A 24654-nucleotide genomic window follows, 5' to 3' on the forward strand; every position below is an offset into this window, starting at 1 on the left:
ACCGTTACTAACGCGACTGCTCTTCCAGTACGGCTAGCCGCACCCGACTCGATATGGGCCGGCGCATCTGAATCACCGGTCCCAAAATTTGCACGGCTTGCAATTCGGCGCCGCTGATGCTGGGAAAATCGGGATGCATGGCCACCAATTCGTAGTCGACAGACTCGCCCGACAGCGACAATACGCGATAGCGAAATAAGCTCAGGCGCTTTGCTTCCGGTCGCAGCACCACGACCGGATCGCTGGGTTGAATCGGCGCATCCGGGTCTATCAACAATTGATCGCCGGGACGGAATTCGGGCTGGAATGTCTCGTCGCTCAAGCCCAATTTCAAGGCAAACAGTCGGGAGCCCGACTCGGCAAAGGGTAAGGAATAATCCATCGACACCCATTTGCCACTGGGTGATTGCACCGCCTGATCCGTCAGGAACGCTTGCACCCAGGCGCAATCGCGAGTCGTGAATAAAGGCACGCGCCGAGCGGTTGCCGTCAACAACGGGCGCAAGGCTCGAACCGGCTCATCCGCCCTCTGCCCAAACAGCAAGGTATCGAAGTCGACGCCGAGCGCCTTGGCGATTTGCGGTAAAAACGTGCTTTTTCTGATTTTGCCGGATTCCAGGCTTTGGATGGTTTGCTGGGCCGCGCCGACACGCAACGCCAGTTCATCCTGACTCAGGCCCAATCGTTCACGATAATGCCTGATTCGCGTGCCCATGGTCGGCAAATCAGTGTCTGGCTCGAACCGGGCGTCGGTTTTTTGCTGTGAATCCGAGATGTTTTTCGCTGTTTTTTTCATGCCGGTCGGCAAAACATTGAGAAATTACTATTTTAACAGTAAAGATCAAGAATCGCGCCATCTTCGCATCAAACATTCCGCCGGCTCATTCTGCGCGATCGAGAGAAGGTACGCATGACGTACCCTGCGGCGGAAAGTTGTTATTGACGAAATCCTTAGCGGCGGCCTCGCTTGCCTTTTGTGCCCTTGTCGATGTCGACATAAATCGTCTTGCCTTGAAAATCCCGACCATTCAAACCAGCAATGGCGGCGCGGGCCTCATGTCCCTCCATGTCGATCATCGCAAAACCCTTGAGTTGACCGGTAAAAAAGTCCTGATTGACTTTCATGCCAAACACTTTGCCGTAACTGGCAAACAGATCAAGCACGGCGGATTCGGTGGCGGTAGGGGGCAAACCTCTTACAACAAGCGTCAACATGACGGCACTCCAATTGAAAAAACAAACTTGGGTATTGGATATGACCATCCGCTCAACCGCTCCAACTGAAAGCGAGAAACACGTTAGCCTGTCAAGCCTGAGCAAGTTGTCGCGACGTACAAGTTGCCACAGCAATAACCATTAAAATGGCATTGTACTATATTTTTTACTACTTTAATAGTAAGGATCTGAAGCAGCCGAATAGGCTCATGCCGATGAGGAAATTGCGACAACAAGAGGCGGTATGATTTGCCCCATCTCGTAATACAAAAATGTCGTTTTCCGAAGTCATGCCGCATTTTCATGATCCTGGAAATATGTGGTGTTTTTTGTGTCTTTCGCGCATTCAAGTCCGCAGCCAGGCCGGGTCGGGCACCCAATTTCTGATCCAGTCCAACAGATCCGTTCCGCTCATTGCACGGGCAATGGCAAAACCCTGAGCGTTTTCGCAACCCAAGGCCAATAAACGCAGCCCGTGCTCCACGGTTTCGACCCCTTCCGCGATCAACTGCCGGCGAAACGTCGTGGACAGGTCGATGATGCCCTTCACGATCGCCAAGTCGTCGGAATTATCCAGCATGTTGATGACAAAGGATTTATCGATTTTCAACACCTGCGCCGGCAATGCTTTCAGATAGGTCAACGAAGAATAACCCGTGCCAAAGTCATCCAGTGCAAAATGAACCCCTAATCGTTGGCATTCATCCATGATCTTGGATACACGTTCGATGTCCTGCAATGCGGCAGTCTCGACGATTTCGAGCTCCAGACAGCCTGGCTGCAACAATGGATGCTCGGCAAATTTAACCGCCAACAATTGGCAAAAATCGGCATGCAACAAATGACAGGGCGCTACGTTTATGCTCAGCTTGATATTCAAGCCTTGACGCCGCCAATGTTCCAACTGCTCCAGCGCGGTCGCCAATACCCAGTTGCCGATCGCAAGTTCCAGCTCCGTACCTTCGATTTCCGGCAAAAACTCGCCAGGCGCTATTAAGCCTCTTTTGGGGTCCTGCCAACGGATCAGCGCTTCCGCGCCCAACAGCGTTCCCTGGCGCATGTTGACCTTGGGCTGAAAATGCAAGACAAATTGATCCGCGGCAAACGCAGCCTCGATCCGGGCAAAGCTTTCACCGCGCGCCAGCGCTATCCGGTCTTGTTGCGGATCGAACAAATGATGGCGATTCTTGCCCCGCTGCTTGGCCACGTACATGGCTTGATCGGCATGCCGGATCAGGGTTTCCGCGTCATTGAAATCATCCGGATAAAACGTAAACCCCAAGCTGGCCGACACCGCTACGCCATGCCCGTAAATGACACCGGGCTGCGCTACCTTGATCAATATTCGATCCAATACCGACTTACATTCCGAAACATCGTTGATATCCGATATCAACAGTACGAATTCGTCGCCGCCCACGCGCGCCAGGGTATCGCTGGCCCGTAAACATTCCTTGATGCGTTTGGTGACATCGATCAATAACTGATCGCCTGTTTCATGGCCGAACTGATCGTTGATCGGCTTGAAACCATCCAGATCCAGATAACATACCGCCAGCAATTTTTTGGCGCGACGGGTGTGGGCCAGCGCTTGCTGAATGCGATCGTTCAGCAACACCCTATTCGGAATGCCGGTCAAAGGATCGAAATGCGCGATCCGCTCCAGATCGTGTTGCTGTTTTTTCAGGCGGGTAATGTCCGAGAACAAGCCGATGTAATGATGGATATGATCCTGGTCATCTCGTACGACGGATATAGAAGTCAATGCGGCATAGACTTCACCACGCTTGTTGCGATTCCAGATTTCACCGCTCCAATGATCGCCGTTAGCCAAGGCTTGCCACATCGCCTGGTAAAACTCGGCCGACTGCCGTCCCGATTTGAGGACAGCGGGGTTTTTACCTACCACCTCTTCCAGTTGATAGCCGCTGATCCGGGTAAAGGCTGCATTGACATTGATGATGCGGTTTTCGGCATCGGTAATCACGATGCCGTCGTGGCTATGGGCAAAGACGCTGGCCGCCAGTCGCTGCTCGGCTTCCTTGCGTTGCAACTCTTGGCGTAATTGCTCCCGTTCCAACAAATTGCGGATACGCAGGCGGGCAATGTCGATATTGAAGGGTTTGACCAGAAAATCGGCGGCGCCCAGCGATAAACCCAAAATCTCGGCGTTCATTTCGCTCAATGCCGTTACGAATACAACCGGGATATGCTGCAACACCGGGTCGGCCTTGAAATGCCGGCAGGTATCGTAACCATCCATGTTCGGCATCATGATGTCGAGCAAAATCAAAGCAGGCGGATCTTCCCCGGCCAACTCCAGTCCTTTTGCTCCGGAAGTGGCAATCTGAACCACATAATCGTCTTGCAGCGCCAAACCTAATAAAGCCAGATTGGCGGGCGTGTCGTCGATGACGAGAATTTTGGGCTTTTTTTCAATCACGGCGTCAATTTCCTTGATCAGCCAAAAGTGCGCGAAGCTGGCCCAAGTGCTTGAGTGCTTGCTCGAATTTCATTTCGTTGATTAGTTTGCCCAATGTCTCAAAGCGAGGGGCGACCGGACTGCCATCCAGCAGGTTTTGTATGAGTTTGAATTGAGTGACGGCATTGAACATATGTTTTTCTAATAATCGTTCCAGTTCATCCAGTAAATCATGCATTTCCGGATGCCTGGCCATAAAAAGCCTTTCTTCGCCAAGACAGGGTACCTCGACTGCTTCAGGCAACAGGGGATGGGCAAAATACTTCAGACAAACATGGTTTATAACACGCCGATCCAATGGTTTGATCAACACATCGTCCATTCCGGCTTGCCGAGCGCGTTCACGCTCAACCTCAACCTCATTGTCAGCGTCGAGCAGCCCTAGAATCGACACGCGAGCCAGGCTTTTTACCGCTTCTTGGTCACGAATTCTGCGCACCCAGTCGCAGCTTTCGCTGTCATCCATCCGGCAGGGCAAAAAGATCAAGGCATGACCCTGCATTTTGGGTATGCAGTCCAAGGCAGCTTCGGCATTGGTCACGCAAGTAACAGAAATTCCCGGAACATCGAACATTGCCTGAACGCGGGCGCAAAATGCTTGATCCCGATCGACCAGCAATATCGAATATTCAGCCGGCTCGGGCGAACAAGGCTGTTGGGGCTCCAGCATGGCCCATGAAAAATTTGGCTCATCTTTTTCGACGCGTTGAGTCGGAATGCGAAACCAAAAACGGGAACCCTGGCCTAACTCGCTGTCGACCCCGGATTGACCTTGCATCAACTCGGCAAAATGTTGCACCAGCGACAAACCCAAGCCGGTGCCGACATACCGCCGTTTGGAGCCGCTATCGATCTGGCTGAAAGGTTTGAATAATTCATGCTGCTTATCCTTGGCGATGCCGATGCCGCTATCGCTCACGCTGAATTCCAAAACGACCTGGCCATGCTCCCGCGCGAATTCGCGGGCTGCGATACTGATTGCGCCGTGATCGGTAAATTTGATCGCATTACTGACCAAATTGGACAACATTTGCCTGATGCGCAAAGGGTCCAGCCTATAATCCACATTTTTTTCGCCATGCCAAACGGCATCGATTCGCAAACCTTTTTGCTGGGCGCTCCCCAGAAACAATGCCAATACGTCTTGAAGCACCTGGCGCGGATTGACCGCGGAAAATATCAATTCCAGGCGATTGGCTTCTATCTTGGACAAATCCAGCACATCGTTCAACAGCGCCAACAGGGTATTACCGGAAGATAAAATCGTTTTCGCGCATTCCCGGCGCTTTTCATCGACACATTGCGGCGCCGCCAACAATTGCGCCATCCCCAGAATGCCATTCAAGGGCGTGCGTATCTCATGCGACATCGTGGCCAAAAAGTTACTTTTGGCCTTATTGGCGGTTTCCGCGATCCGGGTCTTGATTTGATTGTTGAAAATCAGCGCCATGTGCGAAAAAAACGGCTTTAGGTATTCGCGCATCTGCGCCGTGCCGACCAAGTCTGCCATCTTGATGGCGCCGATGAATTCTTTGCCTACAAGCAAGGGCATCACCCAGGTGCAAGCGACGGCCGCTCGGTTGTTTTTCAATAGGGTATGATTCAAATCGCTGAGCTGTTCAATGAAGCGATGATGCTGAAATACTTGCGCCACCAACGGATCTTCCAAAATCTGGACGACGCGGCGCTCGCCCAACAAGTTGGCGAAGTGAATCACGCCGTCGTCCAGATAATAAATTTCCACGTCGCTGCCGCCCAAATTCGCGCACAACGCCAGCATCAAGCTTTCCAGAAAACTGTCGACGCCGGCCACGGGATTCAATTGCTCGACCAGATGCAAGACCAAGAATAAATTGGCTTTTTGTTCGGACAATTTGCGCACGCGGTGTTCCAGATGGGCGACACGCTCTTGCAATTCTTGATAAGTGGGTTCTGGATTCATGCGTCTTGGCTGAGACGTTGTTGTATCGCATCGGCCAGCACCTGTTCCAGGTGGTCGAGCGTAACGTCCATCCAGGTCAGCGGCAGATCGACGAAATCGGCGGCAATTTGCGCCGCTTCGGTGAAGTCGCCACTACACGGCGTGCGCACGGCGACCATGTATTTATGGCTGCTATGAAAAATGTCCCGAATCACCTCGACGTTATCGCCAAAACACGCCGTGATCATCGGCTTCCAGGTCAAGGCCCAATCTTCCAGCAAAAAATAGGCGCCCTTCTCCAGTTCTTCCATGAACTTTTCGTAACCCAATAATTGCACGATACAATTCTGCCCCTCGGTACGGCAGGTATGGTGGTCGTGTAAAAAGTTTTCCATCAAGGGATGGCAACTGCCATACAGCACCACGGTTTTTTCCCCGCGCTGTTCGCGTTCCGATAAGCTTGTATTCAGCTCGTTCGCCAAGCGATTGAAATAATTGTGTAACGCCGAATCCAGGTATTGGGTATGCACGTTCCAATGATTTTTTTCGATCAAGCGATCGACTTCCTTACGCAAAATACCGCAACCCACCATGGTCAACGGCGTTTGGTTTTCTGGATGCAAGATAAAATGCTTCATCGCAAACTCCCATAGAGATGGGCGGCATCCAGCATGGCCCGGATATTGGCTTCCGGCACCGCCAACGACACCACGCCGGTACCGAACAGAAAATGCCCGCCGGGCTTGCCGATGTCGAGGATACGCTTGACTTCCTCCCGGGTTTGTTCGGGCGTCCAGTGAATCATCTTGATGTCGTCGATGACGCCGCAGGTCAGGCCGCGGGTATCGATCAAACGTTTGGCTTCGGGCAAATCGGCCAACGGGCTGATATAAAAGGTTTTGATACTCAGTTCATCGAAAACCATGTCGATGACCTCGTTGAAGGGCGACATGCCGCAATAATAAACCAGATCATCGGTTGCCCCGCCTTGCAGGTCCCGCTTCATCCAAGGCAACACCAGGCTTTCTATCATCTTTTTGCTGACGAATTGCGGCGACCCGAACGGCGTGGAATACACCAGTACATTGGCGCCGACCGCCCGCAGCGCGGCAATGTGCTGCTGGACGAAATCCGAACATTTGCGCAATAACTCATCGCGCAAATCGAACGGTCCCAACAAAAACAATTCCATCCATTTGTCCATGCCCATCAACATAGACGGCAAGGTGGTCGAAGCGGTAATGTAGGCGCAAATGGGGTGCGTATTGCCTACTTCGCGGCGCAAGACGCTCATGCAATCGGCCACGGCCTGCCAGGCCGGATGCCGGGTGATGTCGGCGGGCACTTCGAGTTTGGCGATGTCGTCCAGATGCTTGATGACGAAATCGGCGACATTGGGCACACCGTCGTCGGCAAACAGAATGTCGTTACAGCCCAACAGCTCGGCCTCCTTGCCGACGTAATGCAGGCTCCAGACGTTATCATGGCCGTAGCGTTCCAGCAGCTTCAGTTGCGCTTCGGCGACGTACTCGCCTTGGCTGAAATAATCCCTGGCAGGCATGCCCAGCAATTTCGGGCCTTGATCGAGCAAATTGCAAAAAATGGGGATGCGCGGAGCCGGCGTACCGTTGATCGCCGCACCCAATATTTCCAAAGGCGTCATACTTTCACCTCCCTGATCAGTTCGGCTATGACCCTGGCGGCCGTCACGCCGTCGGGCGCCCAGGCATCGGCCCCGACCTTGGCGTAAAGTGCCGGGTCGAAGCGATAAGGCGCGCCGCCGACCACCAGTTTGATCTTATGCTCCAAACTGCGCTCATGTAGCAGCTCCCTGACCTTCAGACTGCCGTTTTCACCGGTCGCGGTATGTACCATCATCGCCGAGATCGCAATGACCTGGGCCTCGTGTTCCACCGCGGCGTCGACGAATTGTTCCGCGCGAATGTTGATACCCAGGTCTATCACATCGATCATCATCGATTTCAGACAGCCCATCACGATGCGTTTACCCAACGAATGCAAGTCGCCATAAGCCGCCCCTATCACGACCCGCCCGATGATTTCGGGTGGTCTGCTGAATTTTTCCAGCATTTTTTCCGTGACGTCGGCGGCGATTTGCGCGGTCATGAAATGCTGGGCCAGATTCGAGTCGGTATCTTGCTCTATCCTGATCATCATGGCTTCGACCGCCGGGATTACCAGATTGAACACGATATCTTCGGGCGTATAACCATCGCTCAAGGCCTGCTCCACCACGGCCAGCGCCGCCTGTTTGTCGGTCTCGAACACTGCTTCGTTATAGGCTTCGATGTAGTTGGTTCGCATCATGTGGGCTCCGGAAATCGCACGGGTTGCAAGCGTAAATGGTCGATGAAGCGGTCTTCGTAATCGGCGATACTGCCCAAGTTTACGACTTTTGCGCGTTCGACGATGATGGATAATAGAGCATCGGCGCCCGAATCGAGCAGCAGTTTTTCACAGCCTGCCAGACTGGCATTCGGCATCAATTTGAGTTTGGCGGCGGTTAGCGGCGGCAGCAGTCCGACCCGCATCGCGCTGTTCAGATCCAAATGCTGGCCGAAACTACCGCATATCCAGACGGCTTGCAGGTCATCCACCTTCAAACCGGCCATAACCAGCAATTGCATCATGCCGGCCGCGGAAGAGGCTTTGGCGCGTTGAAAAACATCGATGTCGCCAGCATAAATCGCCGAATACGGATTGTCTGCTTGCAGGCAATAACCGCCATCGGCTTGCGGCTCGGTAAAGCGGCCGGATGGTTTGAGCAGCTTTTGTTCCAACAGCCCAGCCACCGCATCGATGAAACCGCTGGCGCAAAAGCCGCGCGCCGGCACGGCTCCTATGGTGTGCAACTGCCATTGACCCTCTTGCAATACGACCTTGCTGATCGCACCCGCTTCAGCCGGCAGTCCGTTGCGCATGCCGACGCCTTCGAAAGCCGGCCCACCGGGCACCGACGTCGCCCAAAGCATCTGTCCGTCCCACAACGCGATCTCGGTATTGGTGCCGAAATCGGCCAACAGCATGGGCGCCGATTGTTCAGTAATGCCGGTGGCGAGCAGATCGGCCAATAGATCCGAGCCGACGAAACCCGCCAATGGCTGGGTAATCCTGATCTCGGCATTGGGCATGCGCCAGGCACCGCGCCAGGCGTCCAGATCTTGAGGGATGCAGGCGACGGCTTGCATCCAGTTTTCCAATTCATACAAATTGTCGCCGCTATGGCCGCAAACCAGCGTCAGCATCACGGTGTTGCCGACGATGACGACTGCGCCGATGGCTTGCAGAATCGCGCTGATTTCGCCGACATCCCGGCTCAATATGTCGCGAATCCCATCGATGATGGCCTTGCGTGCTTCCTGGCAAATCACCCGATTGTCATCATCCGTTAGACGTTGGGCGTCCAGCCTAGTCAGAATGTCCGCACCATGCGCGACTTGCGGATTGATGCTGAAACGGCTGGCGATGCGGCGGCCGCTCTGCCGATTCCATAATGACAAGCGAATGTGAGTGGTACCCAAATCAACCGCCACGCCATAGACATGCCGGTTAATGGCGGGATTCCCGGAAACCGCCTGGTAAAGCCGGTCAGCATCCAGGCTTTTCCAATCCGATTTGGGCGCGGGATTTTCCAGATACAGTTCCGCGTCGCTGTTCGCGCGTAATTGGCAGGCCAAGCGCATGCCCTTGGCCAAGTCGTCCGGCAAGATTTTTTGCTGCTCGGCCAGGGTGGGCGGATTGAATTCGCCGCTGACGATTTGTATCAAGCAGGCGCCGCAAGTCCCCAAGCCGCCGCAGGCCGCCCGCACCCTGAGTTCGGTGCGATCCAACGCCTGCCGCATATTGACCTCGGGCGACAAAGTCAGTGTCAGACTTTGTTCCTGACTACGAAACGTTACGTCGAAATTTGCCGATTCGGGCGTATTGCTGTTTACGGCATCCATGAATGCCTCGAACCGCATCGGCTAGCAGGGATTATCGGCATGGCATTTAGCCTTTCAAAAATCTGGCCCGGTTTGGCGCTCGGATGATGAGTTCCGGAATCGCCGACAGTGGCATTTCGCCATCGGTCGCGCCCAGTTTGACGGCTTCCTTGGGCATGCCATACACCACACAGCTGGCCTCGTCCTGCGCGACGGTCAATGCGCCAGTATCGTGCAATTCCTTCAAGCCGCGCGCGCCGTCGTCACCCATGCCGGTCATGATGATGCCCAAGGCATTTTTGCCGGCGGCTTGCGCGGTCGAGCGGAACAACACATCAACCGAGGGCCGATGCCTGCTCACCAGAGGGCCATCTTTGATTTCCACCCGATACTGCGCGCCACTTCGTCGCAGCAACATGTGCTTGCCGCCAGGCGCGATCAACGCCAGCCCCGGAATGACCCGGTCGTTCTGTTCGGCTTCCTTGACGTTGATTTGCGACAGACTGTTCAAACGCTGGGCAAACGCGGCCGTGAACGCTTCCGGCATGTGCTGGACGATGACGATACCCGGCACGCTGCGGGGTAGCCGGGTCAAGATATATTCCAGCGCTTGGGTGCCGCCCGTCGAGGTGCCGATGGCGACCACGCGGTCAGTGGTTTCCGACATCGGCACCAAACCGCTGGGCGCAATCACCGAATCGGCATTCAATTTGGGCTTTACGTCCAGTGTTTGCTTTGCGGCGGTTGACAGAGTCCTGAAGCGGGCATGGGACGCGGCTTTGATCGCATCGGCGAGCAAGGTTTTGGAATCCTGTAAAAAGCCTTTCAGATTGACCGTAGGCTTGGTGATGATATCCACCGCGCCGGCGCTCATGGCCTGCATCGTCACTTCGGCGCCCTTCGCGGTCAGGGTCGAACAGATGATCACCGGTGTCGGATGTTCCTGCATCAGTTTCTTCAGGAAGGTAATGCCATCCATGCGCGGCATTTCAATATCCAGAATGATCACATCCGGCCACTCGACTTCCATGCGTTTCAACGCAAAAATGGGGTCTGGCGCGGCGCCGATGACTCGAATGCCAGGCAATTCGCCAACCAATCCGGTCAAAACCTGTCTGACCACGGCTGAGTCGTCCACGATAAATACTTTGATGTCTGTCATAGGCTCTTGCATCCCCGCTTGCATCTGGCTATCAGTTAAGGATTTGGTTGAAAATAATTTCCCGCGCTCCGGGCTCATCAAGCGGAAGTTATTTCTGACGAAATCCTAAAAGAAATCAGCCTGACTTTTGGCTTTTTCACGTTCGTCGATATTTTTCTTCCAGTAACGACGCTCTTCTTTCTCGATCTGGCGTTCCTGGTTATCGGCGATCTTTTTGATGAATACGGAAAAATCGGTGCCGACAAAGTACACGTTTCTACCATGACTGCCGCCCAAACAGGAACTGACCAGCGGAATTTTTTCGTTTTGTAAAAATGCCTTGATGAACTCGACATTGACGTCGCCGACGGTTTTTTGATTGTCCTTGTCCTCGCGCAAGCGCAAAACATTGCCACCGCCAAAACATTTGGCTTTGAGATGCAGTTTGTTGGCCCCCAGTTTCATCAAGCCGTTGATCAATAATTCCATCGCATAGACGCCATATCGACCCTCATCGGACTGGATGATGGGCACGTTATGAGCATGATGACGATAGGCCAGCAAAAAATGATTCATGCCAAACACCCGATTGACCGGATCATACAGACACGCCGCGACGCAGGAGCCTAGCAAGGTGGAAATCACTTCCGGTTCGCGACTAACGTAATATTCGCCCGGATCGATAATGATGCGCCGGGTATTCTTGAAAGGTTGCGCAATCATGGCTTGCGATAAATGGAGGGTTTGACGATCTGCAACAGATCGGTGACACGATACAGACTTTCCGAATGGCTCACAAAAAAATAACCGCCTGGCTTTAGCGCCGTTACCAGACGCTCGACCACCTGCTTTTTGGTATCCTGATCAAAGTAAATCAGCACGTTACGCAAAAAAATCACGTCGAATTTGCCCAAATTGGGCGGCAATGGCGATTTCAGATTGACCTGATCAAAAGTGACCCGGTTGCGGATTTTGCCATCCACCCTGAAAAACCCCGCATGCGACCTCACCCCTTTCAAGCAATATTTTTCCAAATACTGATTATCCATGTGTTCCAGCCTATCCAGCAGGTAAACACCTTTACGGGCGGCATCCAGCACGCGGGTGCTCAAATCGGAGCCGAACACTTCCCATTGGCGCATCCCCAGGTTTTCCGCCATCACCATCGCCAGACTATAGGCTTCTTCCCCCGTGGAACTGGCGGCGCTCCAGACCCGGAAATGGTCGCCCCGCCATGGTTTTAGAATATGCTCCCGAAAAAACTCGAAATGCTTGGGCTCGCGAAAAAAATACGTTTCATTGGTAGTCAAGATATTGACCAGGGTTTGAAACTCCTGCGGGTGCTCGCGGCCCGTCACCAGGCGGTAATAGTCGCCATAAGTGGACAGGCCGTAATAATCCAGGCGCTTGGCCAGACGACTGGCCACCATGACCTTTTTTTCCGGCGTCAACGAAATGCCGGCGTAGTCATAAATCATGCGTCGAAAATACTCGAACTCTTCGGTGGTGATTGGAGAAATACTCAATTGATCCTCTGGGTCGATTCAAACAGCTTTGCAGTACATCCATCAACTTGGTCAGCCTCCCCGTCCAACGACCCCCCAATCATGCATAGGAATGAACATGAAATAATCCATGCAAGTATTCGGTGTAGGTCCAGCGAAAAGGTTTGGCGAAGGTTTCATTGAAAAACGCGATAAACTGAAAAATACGCTAGGACTTACGCATTGACGGAAGCCTGAAACTGTGGATTCAAATATTCCTTGCCGACCATGAAGTTGTTGACGAATGCGGCGATCACATCCTGATACAACGCTCTTTGCCATTAGTAAGCATTGCGAATAATTTCAGTAAATTGCATTCGCTGCAGATGAACATAACCACATAAAGCGGCAAAGATATGGTTGAGTATCGGTACTTTGCTACGGACTTGGAACTTCTCGATGTTGCAAACCTGCTTGATCATGCGGTGGTATTGCTCGATCTGCCAATGCTGGTCGTGCAGTTTCTGAAAATCGGATTGTTTAAAGGCATCATAAGCCTCAGCCTCTGGCAGGAACACCACGTAATGGCGCAGTTGGTCTTTTAACCGCGTCCGAAACAGCTTCACGTTGCCAAAATCGCGTAACCAGACCCGCATGCCGTCGTCAGGAATGTCCAGTTTTTGTACCTGGATCCAGGTGCCTTTTCCGTCGACACCCGGCGATTGCTTTCCACCGCAAACATAAACCCCATCCGGTGGTTTTTCACCGTCTTAAAAAAGTCGCGGTCAGCACCGGCAGCGGTAAAACGTCCTATACCTTACGTCATACCTATAACGACGAGGAATCCGCCATCGTGGCCGCCAAGGCCAAACAAAAGAAACTCGATAAAGGCGCGACAACGGTGGAAGTGACATTGGCCGTCGGCAACGCAAACCTGTTCGCCGAATCGCCCATGACATTGATTGGATTTAGAGCTGGTACGACGGTAGCCAATGGACCGCCACCAAGGTTGAACACGATTTTTCAGCGTCTGGGTTTACGACTCGAATCGAAGGCGAAACGAGCAATTAACTCGCGTAATTTGCAAATAAATCTTCCGCCAAATATCGCGCAAAATCACGCCAAATATCTCGCCGCGCTACATATTTTGAAGTGCCTCATAGAAACCACCAAGCATAAAAAAAGGACTTGGCTAATAACCTAAGTCCTTGTATTTTATGGTGCCTCGGGCCGGAGTCGAACCGGCACGGATTTTACTCCGCGGGATTTTAAGTCCCGTGCGTCTACCAATTTCGCCACCGAGGCATCTGTTGAATAAGCATTCTAATTTGGTTCATTGTTTATGTCAATTTTCAAGCCTTGCCATCAGGGCAATCATGCTAACCTAGTGTAGGTGGCGCAGTGAAATTGAACAGCCGGTTGAACGAAAGATTCGTTACTTTTTAGCCAGAGAACAGAAGCAAATTGGCAGGCATGACATTACGCAAACCCTAAACAGAAAAAATATAAATCAAAATGTTACAAAACTATTTTAATTTAGAATGCAAAGAATGTTCGCGCTTGGCTGCCTTTCTTTCGGAGGTTAAACAAAAGCATCCCAGCTATCACGCCCTGCCCGTAGCGCCTTTTGGCGATCCGAACGCGCGATTTTTAGTCGTGGGATTGGCGCCCGGCATGCATGGTGCCAATGCCAGCGGCCGCCCTTTTACCGGAGACTACGCCGGTCTATTGCTCTATCAGGCCTTGTATGATTTTGGTTTCAGCAATCAACTGCAATCGACCGGTTTGCAGGACGGCCTGCAATTGCACGATTGCCGCATCACCAATGCGGTCAAATGCCTGCCGCCACAAAATAAACCCACCGGCGATGAAATCAAACAATGCAATCGCTACTTGACGGCAGAAATCAAAACCTTGCCCGATAAATCCGTGATCCTAGCCCTGGGCAATATCGCTCACCAGGCCGTGCTGCGCGCCTATGGCTTGAAAGCCAACGCAGCGCCTTTCGGTCATCACAAAATATTCGTGCTGCCCGATGGCAAGCATTTGGTCAGTTCTTATCACTGTAGCCGTTACAACGTACAGACCAAACGCCTGAGCATGGAGATGCTCGCGGAAGTCTTTGTTACCATTAAGAATTTGCTTGCTGATTGATCTTGACCGAAGTCGCTACGCCCCAAGAATTTGACATCAAAGCCTTTTTGCAGACGCTGACCCAGCGTCCCGGCATTTATAAGATGCTGAACGACAAAGGCGAGATCATTTATATCGGCAAAGCCAAAAATCTAAAAAACCGGGTTTCCAGTTATTTTCGCGGTCAATCCGTTTCGCCCAAGCAAACCGCGATGGTTGCCAAAGTGGCTTCGATCGAGGTTACCGTGACCCATACCGAAGGCGAGGCGCTTTTACTGGAAAGCCAACTGATCAAGCGCCATAAACCGCGCTATAACATCAGCCTGCGGGATGACAAATCCTATCCTTATGTCTTCATTTCCAGTTTTCACGATTTTCCGCAGCTGTCCTATCACCGCGGCGCGAAAAAGCGCAAGGGCAAATATTTCGGCCCATACCCCAGCGCCAGTGCGGTCAAAGAAACCTTGAAGCTGTTACAGAAAATCTTCCCGGTGCGCCAATGCGAGGATTCTTATTTCAACGCCCGCTCCCGGCCTTGTTTGCAATATCAAATCGAGCGCTGCACCGCTCCCTGCGTTGGCTTGATCAGTCGTGAAACCTACAAAAACGACGTCGACAACACGATTTTGTTTCTGGAAGGCCAAGGCGGCCAGTTGATCGAACAACTGGTACAGAAAATGGAACAAGCGGCCGAAAGACTGGAATTCGAGCAGGCTGCCGCTTACCGCGACCAGATTCAGCGTTTACGCGCCGTATTGGAAAAACATTTCATCGAAGGTGAAAAAGGAGACGTCGATATCATCGCCTGCGCCAGTCAAGCTGATTTGGCTTGCGTGCAGGTGTTTTTCATCCGTAACGGGCAAAACTTGGGTAATCGTCAGTTTTTTCCGAAAATAGCCGACGATAATGATCCTGGCGTGATCTTGCAGGCCTTTATCAGTCAATATTATTTGGATAAATCCCTGCCCAACGAATTGATCGTCAGCCATCCGTTGCCGGAAGCGGCGTTATTGCACGAAGTCTTGAGCGCCCAAGCCAAACGCAACGTCGCCATCAGCCCCAACGTCCGAGGCGAACGACAAAAATGGCTGCAGATGGCAATGACCAATGCCGACAACGTCTTAAAGACCAAACTTGCGGACAAACAAGGTCTATACGCACGCTTTCTGAGTCTACAACACGAATTCGGCTGTAGTGAGGTGCCAAAACGACTGGAATGCTTCGACATCAGTCATACGCAAGGTGAGCAGACCGTCGCGTCTTGTGTCGTCTTCGACCGTGAAGGCCCCGTCAAATCCGACTACAGGCGTTTTAACATCGAAGGCGTGACCGGCGGAGACGATTATGCAGCGATTCATCAAGCAGTACTGCGTCGCTTCAAGCGGCAAAAACAAGGCGAACATCCGGCGCCGGATATTTTGTTGATCGACGGCGGCAAGGGCCAAGTCGCCGCGGCGCAAAAGGCGCTAGCGGAATTGGAGATAAACAATGTTATGATAGTCGGCGTTTCGAAAGGACCGGATCGTAAAGCGGGCATGGAAAAAATCATTTTGCCGGACCAGGAGCAGCCCTTGGATGTAACCCCAGGAGCCAGCGCTCTACTCCTGATACAGCATATTCGTGATGAAGCGCATCGGTTTGCCATTACCGGACATCGGCAACGCCGCGGTAAGTCAAAACGACAATCCACCTTGGAAGATATTGCAGGGTTAGGCCCCAAGCGGCGGCAGATTTTGCTGAAACAGTTTGGCGGCTTACAAGGGGTTTCCAGTGCGGGTGTCGATGCGTTAGCCAGTATAGACGGTATCAGCAGGCAATTGGCGCAAAGAATTTACGATACATTCCACCATCAAGATGGCAGTTAAATTTAATTTACCGACATATCTGACATTCTTACGCATCGGCATGATTCCGTTATTGGCTATCGTGTTTTATCTGCCATGGGAACTTAGCCGAATAGCCTGTACGGCGATTTTTCTGCTGGCCGGATTGACCGATTGGCTGGATGGTTATCTGGCCCGCAAAATGGGCCTGGAAACGGCCTTCGGCGCCTTCTTGGACCCCGTGGCCGATAAATTGATGGTGGCCTTCGTGCTGGTATTGATCGTTCAGGCCGAAGCCAGCCCGTGGCTGGCCATTGCCGCAGCTGTCATCATCGGCCGGGAAATTACCATCGCCTCACTCAGAGAATGGATGGCGGAAGTCGGTCAACGCGCCAAGGTCAAGGTATCGCAACTGGGCAAATGGAAAACCACGGCCCAAATGGCGGCGATCAGTTTATTGTTATATCGGGATGATTTATTCGGCCTCCCCATCAATCAGATGGGCTACTGGCTGTTATACTTGTCGGCGGTATTAACCTTATGGTCCATGGTCAATTATCTAATTGCCGCACTTTCCACACTTACAGAACAATAATAAATGCAGTCTATGCTGCAACCATCAGAGAGCAAAACAGCAGGTAAAGCTGTACATAAAAGCATGGAACAAGAACTAGAAACAGAAACAACCCCCAATCAACCTTTAAGCCAGGATCAAGTTTTACAGGCCGCCTTAAAACTGTTCGCGCAAAAAGGTTATTTCAATACTTCGCTGACTGATATCAAGGATGCGGTAGGCTTAAAAACCACCAGCGGCATCTATCAGTTTTTCAAAACCAAACAAGCCATTGCCGAGACGCTGCGCGAAAACATCCTCGATAGCTTGAGCATCTCCATCGATGACATTCGCCGCCGTAACCGCAAGGCATCCGAGCAGTTGCGAGAGATCGTCGATCTATTGTTCAAATTGACCGACGACGCACCCGACATTATCCAGTTTTTATTGTTCGTAAAAACCGAGGATTTCATCCCCGGCTCGACTGCGTTACTGGAGACGCCCGCGTTCAACAAAATCAAACGCATCATGCAAAACGGGATCAAGGAGGGAGAAATTAAGGCGCTAGATCCCATGCTCGCTTATTGTTATTTTTTTGGCATCATCAACCAGACCTTAATCATGGTACTGCAAGGCGCCTTGCCAAAATCAGCGGACTGCTATGAATCGCAAGTATGGATGGCGGCCTGGGGAGCTATCGCTAAAAAATAATCCCCTTTGTTCAAGAATTTCCTTTGCATGCGCAATCATCAGGAGTGACGACTATGCTCAATAACATCAAGATCGGCATGATAGGCCTTGGCTATGTTGGCTTGCCGCTGGCCGTGGAATTCGGCCGCACATATCAGACCGTCGGCTTCGATATCAATCAGCATCGTGTCGACGAATTACGCGCCGGCAGCGATCATACACTGGAAGTCAGCCCGGAAGAACTTGCGCAAGCCACACACCTGAGCTACACCGCTAAACTGGACGAGATCGCCGATTGCAACATCTACATCGTCACGGTGCCGACGCCCATCAATGAGCACAAGCAACCCGACTTGACCCCGCTGCAAAAAGCCAGTGACACCCTGGGCAAGGTCCTGAAAAAAGACGACATCGTGATTTACGAATCCACCGTCTATCCGGGCGCTACCGAAGAAGTCTGCGTGCCCATTTTGGAAAAAGTCTCCGGCTTGACTTTCAATAAAGACTTTTTCGTCGGTTATAGCCCTGAGCGCATCAATCCCGGCGATAAAGAACACCGCGTCATCAACATTTTAAAGGTTACTTCCGGCTCAACCCCTGAAACCGCTGAAAAAGTCGATCAGCTGTATAAAAGCATCATCACGGCTGGCACGCACAAAGCCAGCAGCATCAAAGTAGCCGAGGCCGCCAAGGTCATCGAAAACACCCAACGCGATGTCAATATCGCCTTGATCAACGAATTGGCCTTGATTTTCAATAAACTAGGCATCGACACCGAAGAAGTATTGCTTGCCGCCGGCACCAAATGGAACTTCCTGCCGTTCCGCCCCGGCCTAGTCGGTGGCCACTGCATCGGCGTCGACCCTTATTATCTGACCCATAAAGCGCAAGCCATCGGTTACAACCCGGAAGTCATTCTGTCCGGACGCCGCATCAATGACAGCATGGGCGCTTATGTGGTGTCGCAATTGATCAAGCTGATGCTGAAAAAACGCCTTCATGTTCAGGACGCCAATGTGCTGGTCATGGGCCTGACCTTCAAGGAAAACTGCCCGGATATCCGCAATACCCGCGTGGTTGACATCGTGGCGGAATTGCAAAGCTATGGCGTCAACGTCGATGTTTTCGATCCATGGGTCAATGGCGATGAAGCTTTCGCAGAATACGGCATCCGCCCAGTCGAAAAACTGGAGCAAAATAAATATGACGGCATCATGCTGGCAGTAGCTCACCAGCAATTCAAGCAAATGCCCATCGCCGAGATCCGCGCTTTGGGTAAGCCGCAATCGATTGTTTACGATCTGAAATATTTGTTCCCCGCCAACCAAACCGATGCGAGGCTATAACGAACGATGAAAATCATGGTCACCGGCACGGCCGGTTTTATCGGCAACCATCTGGCCTTGAGATTGCTCGAACGCGGCGACGAAGTCATCGGCATCGATAATCTGAACGACTATTACGAAGTCAGCCTTAAAATCGACCGCCTGGCCCGTATCAAAGATCACGCCAATTTCACCGACGTACGTCTGGACATCGCCGACCGCGCCGGCATGGAAGAGGTGTTTAAAAAACACCAACCGCAAAAAGTCGTCAATCTGGCTGCGCAAGCCGGCGTGCGCTATTCCCTGCAAAACCCGCATGCCTATGTCGACAGCAACATCGTCGGCTTCATCAATATCCTGGAAGGCTGCCGGCATCACAACGTCGAACATCTGGTCTACGCCTCCAGCAGTTCGGTTTATGGTGCCAATGAATCGATGCCGTTTTCGGTGCATGACAATGTCGATCACCCGTTGAGCCTGTATGCGGCCTCCAAAAAAGCCAACGAATTGATGGCGCACACTTACAGCAATCTGTACAACTTGCCCACCACCGGTCTGCGCTTTTTTACCGTCTACGGCCCTTGGGGGCGCCCGGACATGGCCTTGTTTTTGTTCACCAAGGCGATACTGTCCGGCGAAAAAATCGATGTCTTCAACTACGGCAAACACCGCCGCGACTTTACTTACATCGACGACATCGTCGAAGGCGTGATCCGGACCCTGGATCACAACGCCGAACCCAATCCGGACTGGAGCGGGCTAAAACCCGACCCCGGTACCAGCAAGACCCCCTGGCGCGTCTACAACATCGGCAATCAGAATCCCGTGGAATTGATGGCTTACATCGAAACCCTGGAACGCTTCCTCGGTAAGACTGCGGAAAAAAATCTGTTGCCACTGCAGCCTGGCGACGTGCCCGATACTTATGCCGACGTCGAGGCCCTGGTCACCGATGTGGGCTATAAGCCCAATACCAGCATAGAACAAGGCATAGAGCGTTTCGTCAGCTGGTTTCGAGATTACTACCAAATTTAAATACCTGAAAAAGCTGAAGCTTTTTCACTCCTAGCCGTAATCCGGGAGTGCAATAGCTTCGGCTATTGCACCAATTTCCGCATTCAGACTTCGGGACTCCAGCCGCCGCCCAAGGCCTTGTACAATTGAACCAAGGCCACCAGCACATCCAGTCGAGCCTGCACTTCGCTGTTTTCGGCGCTCAGCAAACTCCTTTGCGTGTTCAACAAGGTTTGATAATCGATGGCCCCTACCCGATATTGTTCTTGCGATATTTGAAAGGCTTCACGGGCTTTCTCGACCGCCAGCCGCAAGGCTTGCAACCGGCGCCGTGAATTGCTGCGTATGGCCACCGCATCTTCGACTTCCTTGAACGCCGTCAGCAAGGTTTGTTGATAAATTTCCACCAACTCGGCATTCCGCGCCTTGGCATCGGCCAAGCCACCTTCCAGGCGCCCCCCCTGGAACAAGGGTTGAGCCAGATTGGCCGCCATCGCCAATGCCACGCCCGCGGGTTGCGGATTGGCCAGCACCGTATCCAGATTCAGCTGCAGCTTGGGATAAAAGGCCGCCAAGGCGATACCCACATCGGCATTGGCGGCCTTTAACTGCATTTCGACCTGCCGCACGTCGGGTCGCCGTTGCAACAAGGCCGCCGGCTGTTGCGGTTGAATCGAAGGCATCACGATATCGGCGAATCGTTCGTTGCCCGGCTCGACGCTGGCAGGCGGATGACCGAGCAGAATGGCCAGCGTATTTTCCGCCAGCGCCTGCTGCTGGATCAGCAAATCCAGGTTGGCGCGCGCGGTGGCACGCTCGGTCTGTTGTTGAGCCAGATCGACCGCCGATACCGCGCCTGCCCTGAAACGCGCGTCGACGATGTCCAACACATCATCGACATTGCGCAAAAAATCCTCCGCGATACGTTTGCGCTCCTTGATCGCCAACAAATCGAAATACGCTTGAGCAACATCCGCCATCACCACCAATTGCAAGGCATCGCGCGCGTAAACCTCTCCGAGCAAACGTGCTTCGCCGGCATCCCGCCTCGCCCGATTGGCGCCCCATAAATCCACTTCGTAAGATACCGAAAAACGGCCTGATTTGACGCGTGTTTCGCCACCTTCGTTATGCGTGCCGGCGTAATCGCCATCTAGCCCCACTGCCGGCCATAAATCGGCGCCGGCGATCTTGGCCTGAGCGCGTGCTTGCTCGATGCGTTGCCCGGCCGCCGCCAGATCGTTGTTATAAGACAAGGCTTCCTGTACCAAACGATTCAGTTGATCGCTGCCGAAAGTTGACCACCAATCGGGCTGGATTTGGCTATTCGGTTTGGCCTCGGTTTCTTCCCGCCACTGGTCCGGAACTTCGGCCACGGGCTGTTGAAAATCCGGCACCAGGTTACAAGCCGTCAGCAAACAAGGCAGTGCGAAAACGGCTAGCTTCAAGTTGGCTGCGAAAGGCTCGCATCGCCGGGTATTGGCATTCCCACCAAAGCCGCTGTTTCCGCAAACCACCGGTAAATCAGAAAGATACGAACGAATACTTTTGCTGTTCATGTTTACTCCGCCGCCAACGCCACGACCGGGTCGAGATGGGCGGCTTTTCGCGCAGGCAAATAGCCAAACAGCAAGCCGGTGCCAAACGCACAGGAAAAGGCCAGAATAGCCGGCAACGGCGAGAACACCACGGCCATGTCGAAATAGCGCAGCAAGCTGCCAATCCCAAATCCAAGTGCTACCCCGAACACACCACCCAGCGTACAGACAACCGCCGCTTCGGTATTGAATTGCAGCAGAATGTCCCGCCGCCTCGCGCCGGTCGCCATCCGGATGCCGATTTCCCGTGTGCGCTCCGTGACGCTGACCAGCATGATGTTCATCACGCCAATCCCGCCGACCAGCAGCGAAATCGCGGCGACGATACCCAGCATCATCGTAAAGGTGCTTTGCGTTTGTTCGGCGGTTTCCAGAATGGATGCCATGTTGCGGATACGAAAATCCTCGGCCTGATGCCTGGCCAACAGCAAATCGAAAATCGCCTGCTGGGTTTCCTCGATCCTGGCGACATCCGCGACCCGTACCGTGATGCCGTTCAGGTAATTCTGGCCGAACAGGCGTATCAAGCCGGTCGTCAGCGGCACCAGTACCGTGTCGTCCTGATCGGTGCCCATCGCCGATGCCCCCTTGACACTCATCACCCCAATCACCTCGAAGGGAATGTTGTGCACCAGCACATATTTACCCAGCGGGTCGGCGCCATCGGGAAACAAAATCTGGGCGACGGTTTGCCCAAGCACCAATACCGGCGCATAGCGGCGCATGTCTTCGTCGTTGAAGAAATCGCCGGCCGCCACCGGCCAGTCGCGCACCGTGGGCATGCTGGGGGCGACGCCCTGCGCGCTGGTGGCGTAATCAATGTTGCCATAACGCACCGTCAATCTGGCATTGCGTTCCGCCGAAGCCCATTCCACGTTGTCCAGTTCCGCGATCGCATCCGCATCGGCCGGTATCAGCGTAGCCACATCGGAACTGCCGCGCAAGCCCGGCGCGCCGGGTCTTACCGACAGTACATTGGTGCCCATTGCCTTCATTTGGTCCATCACCTTCTTCTGGCTGCCCTCGCCCACCGCCATCATGGCCACGACCGCGGCCACCCCGATAACGATGCCCAGCAAGGTCAAGGCGGTACGAAACAGATTGACCCGTAACGAGCGCAAGGCGGTTTTGGCTGCTTCCAGCAGTTCAGAAACCAAGCCGGTCGCCGTCATTTCGTGATGTTCGGGCGTTTCCAAAGGTCTTTGGCCGCGACGCTCGCCGCTATCGCTGACGATTCTACCGTCGCTGATGCTGATGATACGCTCGGCATGGGCCGCGACCTTTTCGTCGTGAGTGATCAACAACACCGTGCGACCGCGAGCATGTAATTCAGCCAGCAAGGCCATCACTTCCTTGCCGCTTTGACTGTCCAGCGCGCCGGTTGGCTCGTCCGCCAGAATCACCGGCGGATTGTTCATCAGGGCCCGCGCAATCGCCACGCGTTGCTGTTGACCGCCCGACATCTGCATCGGTCGATGTCCACTGCGATCGCCAAGACCTAAATGTTGGAGCAATTGCAGAGCACGGCTTTCTCGGGCGCTTTTCGTCATGCCGGCATAGAGGGCCGGGATTTCCACATTTTCGGCGGCCGTGGCAGTCGTCAACAGGTTGTAACGCTGAAATACGAAACCAAAGGTTTCCCGGCGCAAGGCGGCCAATTGATCAGCATCCAGGGCCGCCACATCGCGCCCTAGTACCCGGTAACTGCCGCTATTGGGCTTATCCAGACAACCAATCAGATTCATCAGGGTGGATTTTCCGGAACCGGATTGGCCAATGATGGCGACGAATTCGCCGGGCCAGATGGTCAGCGACACATCGTTGAGCGCCCGTACTACCGTGTCGCCGTTGGGATAAAAGCGTTGAATCTGTTGCAGTTGCAACAACGGCGTTTCGCTGTCCAGTACATCCGGGCTCATAGGCGAGGCACTCCGGCGGTCGGATAGCCCCTGTCCTTTTTCTTGCCGTCGTTCTGCTGGCCGTTCCTTGCCTGGCTCAACACCTTGGCGCCAACGTCGATACCGTCGCGGATCTCTGCAAAGCGTCGGTTGCGCAGGCCGACATGCACCACTTTTTCCAGAACTTCGCCGGCCTTCGTCATTGCCTTGACTCGATAAGCGCGTCCCTGGTCATTGTCGGCCTCGGGCACCCTCGCCCCCAGCGCCGCGATCGGCAGCAAAGGCACTTGTTTGGCACTGCCGAGTACGAAAAACATCTGCGTGCTCATACCCGACATCAACTGTCGATCGTGATTATCGACGTCGACCAGCACGTTATACAGCACTACGTTGTTGACGACTTCTGGCGATGGCATAATTTGCCTGACTTCACCATGCCACCGCCTATCGCCCGCGCCCAGCGTCGTGAAATACACGGGCAAACCAGGCTTCAGACGCATGACGTCGGCTTCTGCCACCTGGGCGCGCACCGTCATTGCATCCAGCTTGGCCAGTTGCAGGATCATCGGCGTGGTTTGATTGGCGTTCAAGGTCTGGCCCAGGCGCGCGGTACGCGTGACCACCGTGCCATCGATCGGCGCGTAGATTTTGGTAAAGCCCAGATTGGTGCGATCGCCTTGCAAGGTCGATTGCACTTGCTCGATTTGCGCCTGGATGGCTGCGGCGGTGGCGACGGCTTTTTTCAGGTTGAACTCGCTGTTCTGAAAATCCTGTTCGCTGACGCCCTTGCTCTTCATCAATTCACGGTAGCGCTCGAATTGCTGGCGCGCGAACACCACATTCGCCTCTTGCCCCGCAAGTTGCGCCTGCAGATTCTTGATATTGGCTTCGTCGGCCGCCACGCGGGCCGCATAGACACGCGGATCGATCTCCACCAACAATTGACCGGTCTTGACGTCATCACCGATGTCGACGTACAGCTTTTGCAGCTGGCCGGTAACCTGCGCCCCCACATCGACGTATTCCTTTGGCTCCAGCTTGCCCTGCGCGGTGACGTTTTCCTCGATGTCGTCGACGATCACGCTGACGGTGGCTTGATTGTTTTGATCGTTTTCCTTCGGCTTGAATCCTAGATACGCGCCGATACCCGCAATCAACAGCAACACAACCATCAACCCGTATTGACCGCGAGTCTTCCCTTGCTTGATAGATACATTCATTGGTAAACAGCGCACTCCAATCTGAACAAAGGTACTCCTCAATGAAAAAGGCATCCGAAGATGCCTGTATATCATTGTTATTTATATGTCTTTATAAACGCATACATAACAATGTTTTGGGGAAACGATTGTAGCAAATCGATGGTCAGCAAAATGTGAAAAAAATGTGCAAGCCCTGTGGGCTTGATCTTACCGCAGACCGCCGCGCTTGGG

At 53.3% G+C, this 24654-nt stretch carries 21 protein-coding genes, 1 tRNA gene and 1 pseudogene; 7 read left to right on the forward strand and 16 right to left on the reverse strand.

Going from position 1 to position 24654, the window contains the following annotated elements:
* Nucleotides 1-7: 7 nt before the first annotated feature.
* The 12 genes and pseudogenes from NM686_RS11465 to NM686_RS11520 all read right to left on the reverse strand — a co-directional run.
* Nucleotides 8-796, reverse strand: coding sequence for a helix-turn-helix domain-containing protein (locus NM686_RS11465; RefSeq protein WP_255187997.1), 789 nt, complete (start codon nt 794-796; stop codon nt 8-10).
* Between the two features lie 155 nt (nt 797-951).
* Nucleotides 952-1215, reverse strand: coding sequence for an RNA recognition motif domain-containing protein (locus NM686_RS11470; RefSeq protein ID WP_255187998.1), 264 nt, complete (start codon nt 1213-1215; stop codon nt 952-954).
* Nucleotides 1216-1561: 346 nt separating this feature from the next.
* The gene (locus NM686_RS11475) at nt 1562-3658 is read right to left on the reverse strand and encodes an EAL domain-containing response regulator (protein WP_255187999.1); all 2097 of its coding nucleotides are present in this window, start codon (nt 3656-3658) and stop codon (nt 1562-1564) included.
* Nucleotides 3659-3662: 4 nt separating this feature from the next.
* The gene (locus tag NM686_RS11480) at nt 3663-5639 is read right to left on the reverse strand and encodes a hybrid sensor histidine kinase/response regulator (RefSeq protein WP_255188000.1); all 1977 of its coding nucleotides are present in this window, start codon (nt 5637-5639) and stop codon (nt 3663-3665) included.
* Nucleotides 5636-6256, reverse strand: a complete 621-nt coding sequence (locus NM686_RS11485; RefSeq protein WP_255188001.1) for a DUF1638 domain-containing protein — start codon at nt 6254-6256, stop codon at nt 5636-5638. Before NM686_RS11485 ends, NM686_RS11480 begins: the two co-directional genes overlap by 4 nt.
* The gene (locus NM686_RS11490) at nt 6253-7281 is read right to left on the reverse strand and encodes a uroporphyrinogen decarboxylase family protein (protein WP_255188002.1); all 1029 of its coding nucleotides are present in this window, start codon (nt 7279-7281) and stop codon (nt 6253-6255) included. The genes NM686_RS11485 and NM686_RS11490 overlap by 4 nt, the downstream gene beginning before the upstream one ends.
* Entirely contained in the window at nt 7278-7946 is a 669-nt protein-coding gene (locus tag NM686_RS11495; protein WP_255188003.1) for a cobalamin B12-binding domain-containing protein, read from the reverse strand. Before NM686_RS11495 ends, NM686_RS11490 begins: the two co-directional genes overlap by 4 nt.
* A complete protein-coding gene (locus NM686_RS11500) occupies nt 7943-9583 on the reverse strand; it encodes an ASKHA domain-containing protein (RefSeq protein ID WP_255188004.1) in 1641 nt (546 codons plus the stop codon). Before NM686_RS11500 ends, NM686_RS11495 begins: the two co-directional genes overlap by 4 nt.
* 46 nt (nt 9584-9629) lie before the next feature.
* Nucleotides 9630-10724: a protein-glutamate methylesterase/protein-glutamine glutaminase gene (locus NM686_RS11505; protein ID WP_255188005.1), complete on the reverse strand. Its 1095-nt coding sequence runs from the start codon at nt 10722-10724 to the stop codon at nt 9630-9632.
* Nucleotides 10725-10829: 105 nt separating this feature from the next.
* Complete coding sequence (locus NM686_RS11510) at nt 10830-11426, reverse strand: chemotaxis protein CheD (RefSeq protein ID WP_255188006.1); 597 nt, start codon at nt 11424-11426, stop codon at nt 10830-10832.
* Entirely contained in the window at nt 11423-12229 is an 807-nt protein-coding gene (locus NM686_RS11515) for a CheR family methyltransferase (RefSeq protein WP_255188007.1), read from the reverse strand. Before NM686_RS11515 ends, NM686_RS11510 begins: the two co-directional genes overlap by 4 nt.
* 194 nt (nt 12230-12423) lie before the next feature.
* Nucleotides 12424-12959: pseudogene (locus tag NM686_RS11520) on the reverse strand (transposase); the annotation flags it as partial.
* An 81-nt stretch (nt 12960-13040) separates the two neighbouring features.
* On the opposite strand from NM686_RS11520, the gene NM686_RS11525 reads away from it, so the two are divergent.
* Nucleotides 13041-13391 carry a hypothetical protein gene (locus tag NM686_RS11525; protein WP_255188008.1) on the forward strand — a complete coding sequence of 117 codons (351 nt, stop codon included), beginning with the start codon at nt 13041-13043 and terminating at the stop codon, nt 13389-13391.
* A 14-nt stretch (nt 13392-13405) separates the two neighbouring features.
* On the opposite strand, the gene NM686_RS11530 is transcribed toward NM686_RS11525, so the two are convergent.
* A tRNA-Leu gene (locus NM686_RS11530) sits at nt 13406-13492 on the reverse strand.
* Between the two features lie 255 nt (nt 13493-13747).
* Between NM686_RS11530 and NM686_RS11535 the strand changes: the two genes are divergently transcribed.
* The 6 genes from NM686_RS11535 to NM686_RS11560 all read left to right on the forward strand — a co-directional run bounded on the left by NM686_RS11535 (nt 13748) and on the right by NM686_RS11560 (nt 19746).
* Nucleotides 13748-14341 (forward strand): uracil-DNA glycosylase, encoded by a 594-nt coding sequence (locus tag NM686_RS11535; RefSeq protein ID WP_255188009.1) that lies wholly within the window; start codon nt 13748-13750, stop codon nt 14339-14341.
* A gap of 2 nt (nt 14342-14343) precedes the next feature.
* Nucleotides 14344-16185, forward strand: coding sequence for an excinuclease ABC subunit UvrC (gene uvrC, locus NM686_RS11540; protein ID WP_255188010.1), 1842 nt, complete (start codon nt 14344-14346; stop codon nt 16183-16185).
* Nucleotides 16175-16738, forward strand: a complete 564-nt coding sequence (pgsA, locus tag NM686_RS11545) for a CDP-diacylglycerol--glycerol-3-phosphate 3-phosphatidyltransferase (protein ID WP_255188011.1) — start codon at nt 16175-16177, stop codon at nt 16736-16738. Before uvrC ends, pgsA begins: the two co-directional genes overlap by 11 nt.
* A gap of 63 nt (nt 16739-16801) precedes the next feature.
* Nucleotides 16802-17407, forward strand: a complete 606-nt coding sequence (locus NM686_RS11550; RefSeq protein WP_255188012.1) for a TetR/AcrR family transcriptional regulator — start codon at nt 16802-16804, stop codon at nt 17405-17407.
* Between the two features lie 53 nt (nt 17408-17460).
* A complete protein-coding gene (tviB, locus tag NM686_RS11555; protein ID WP_255188013.1) occupies nt 17461-18732 on the forward strand; it encodes a Vi polysaccharide biosynthesis UDP-N-acetylglucosamine C-6 dehydrogenase TviB in 1272 nt (423 codons plus the stop codon).
* Nucleotides 18733-18738: 6 nt separating this feature from the next.
* Nucleotides 18739-19746 carry an NAD-dependent epimerase gene (locus NM686_RS11560; protein ID WP_255188014.1) on the forward strand — a complete coding sequence of 336 codons (1008 nt, stop codon included), beginning with the start codon at nt 18739-18741 and terminating at the stop codon, nt 19744-19746.
* Nucleotides 19747-19829: 83 nt separating this feature from the next.
* Here the strand turns inward: NM686_RS11560 and NM686_RS11565 are convergent, their stop codons facing one another.
* The 3 genes from NM686_RS11565 to NM686_RS11575 are packed head-to-tail and all read right to left on the reverse strand — an operon-like array spanning nt 19830 to nt 24441.
* The gene (locus tag NM686_RS11565; RefSeq protein WP_255188015.1) at nt 19830-21284 is read right to left on the reverse strand and encodes an efflux transporter outer membrane subunit; all 1455 of its coding nucleotides are present in this window, start codon (nt 21282-21284) and stop codon (nt 19830-19832) included.
* 2 nt (nt 21285-21286) lie between these two features.
* The gene (locus NM686_RS11570) at nt 21287-23242 is read right to left on the reverse strand and encodes a MacB family efflux pump subunit (protein WP_329959139.1); all 1956 of its coding nucleotides are present in this window, start codon (nt 23240-23242) and stop codon (nt 21287-21289) included.
* A complete protein-coding gene (locus tag NM686_RS11575; RefSeq protein WP_255188016.1) occupies nt 23239-24441 on the reverse strand; it encodes an efflux RND transporter periplasmic adaptor subunit in 1203 nt (400 codons plus the stop codon). The genes NM686_RS11570 and NM686_RS11575 overlap by 4 nt, the downstream gene beginning before the upstream one ends.
* Nucleotides 24442-24654: the final 213 nt, after the last annotated feature.

The sequence above is a fragment of the Methylomonas rapida genome, from assembly GCF_024360925.2.
Taxonomy (GTDB): Bacteria; Pseudomonadota; Gammaproteobacteria; order Methylococcales; family Methylomonadaceae; genus Methylomonas; species Methylomonas rapida.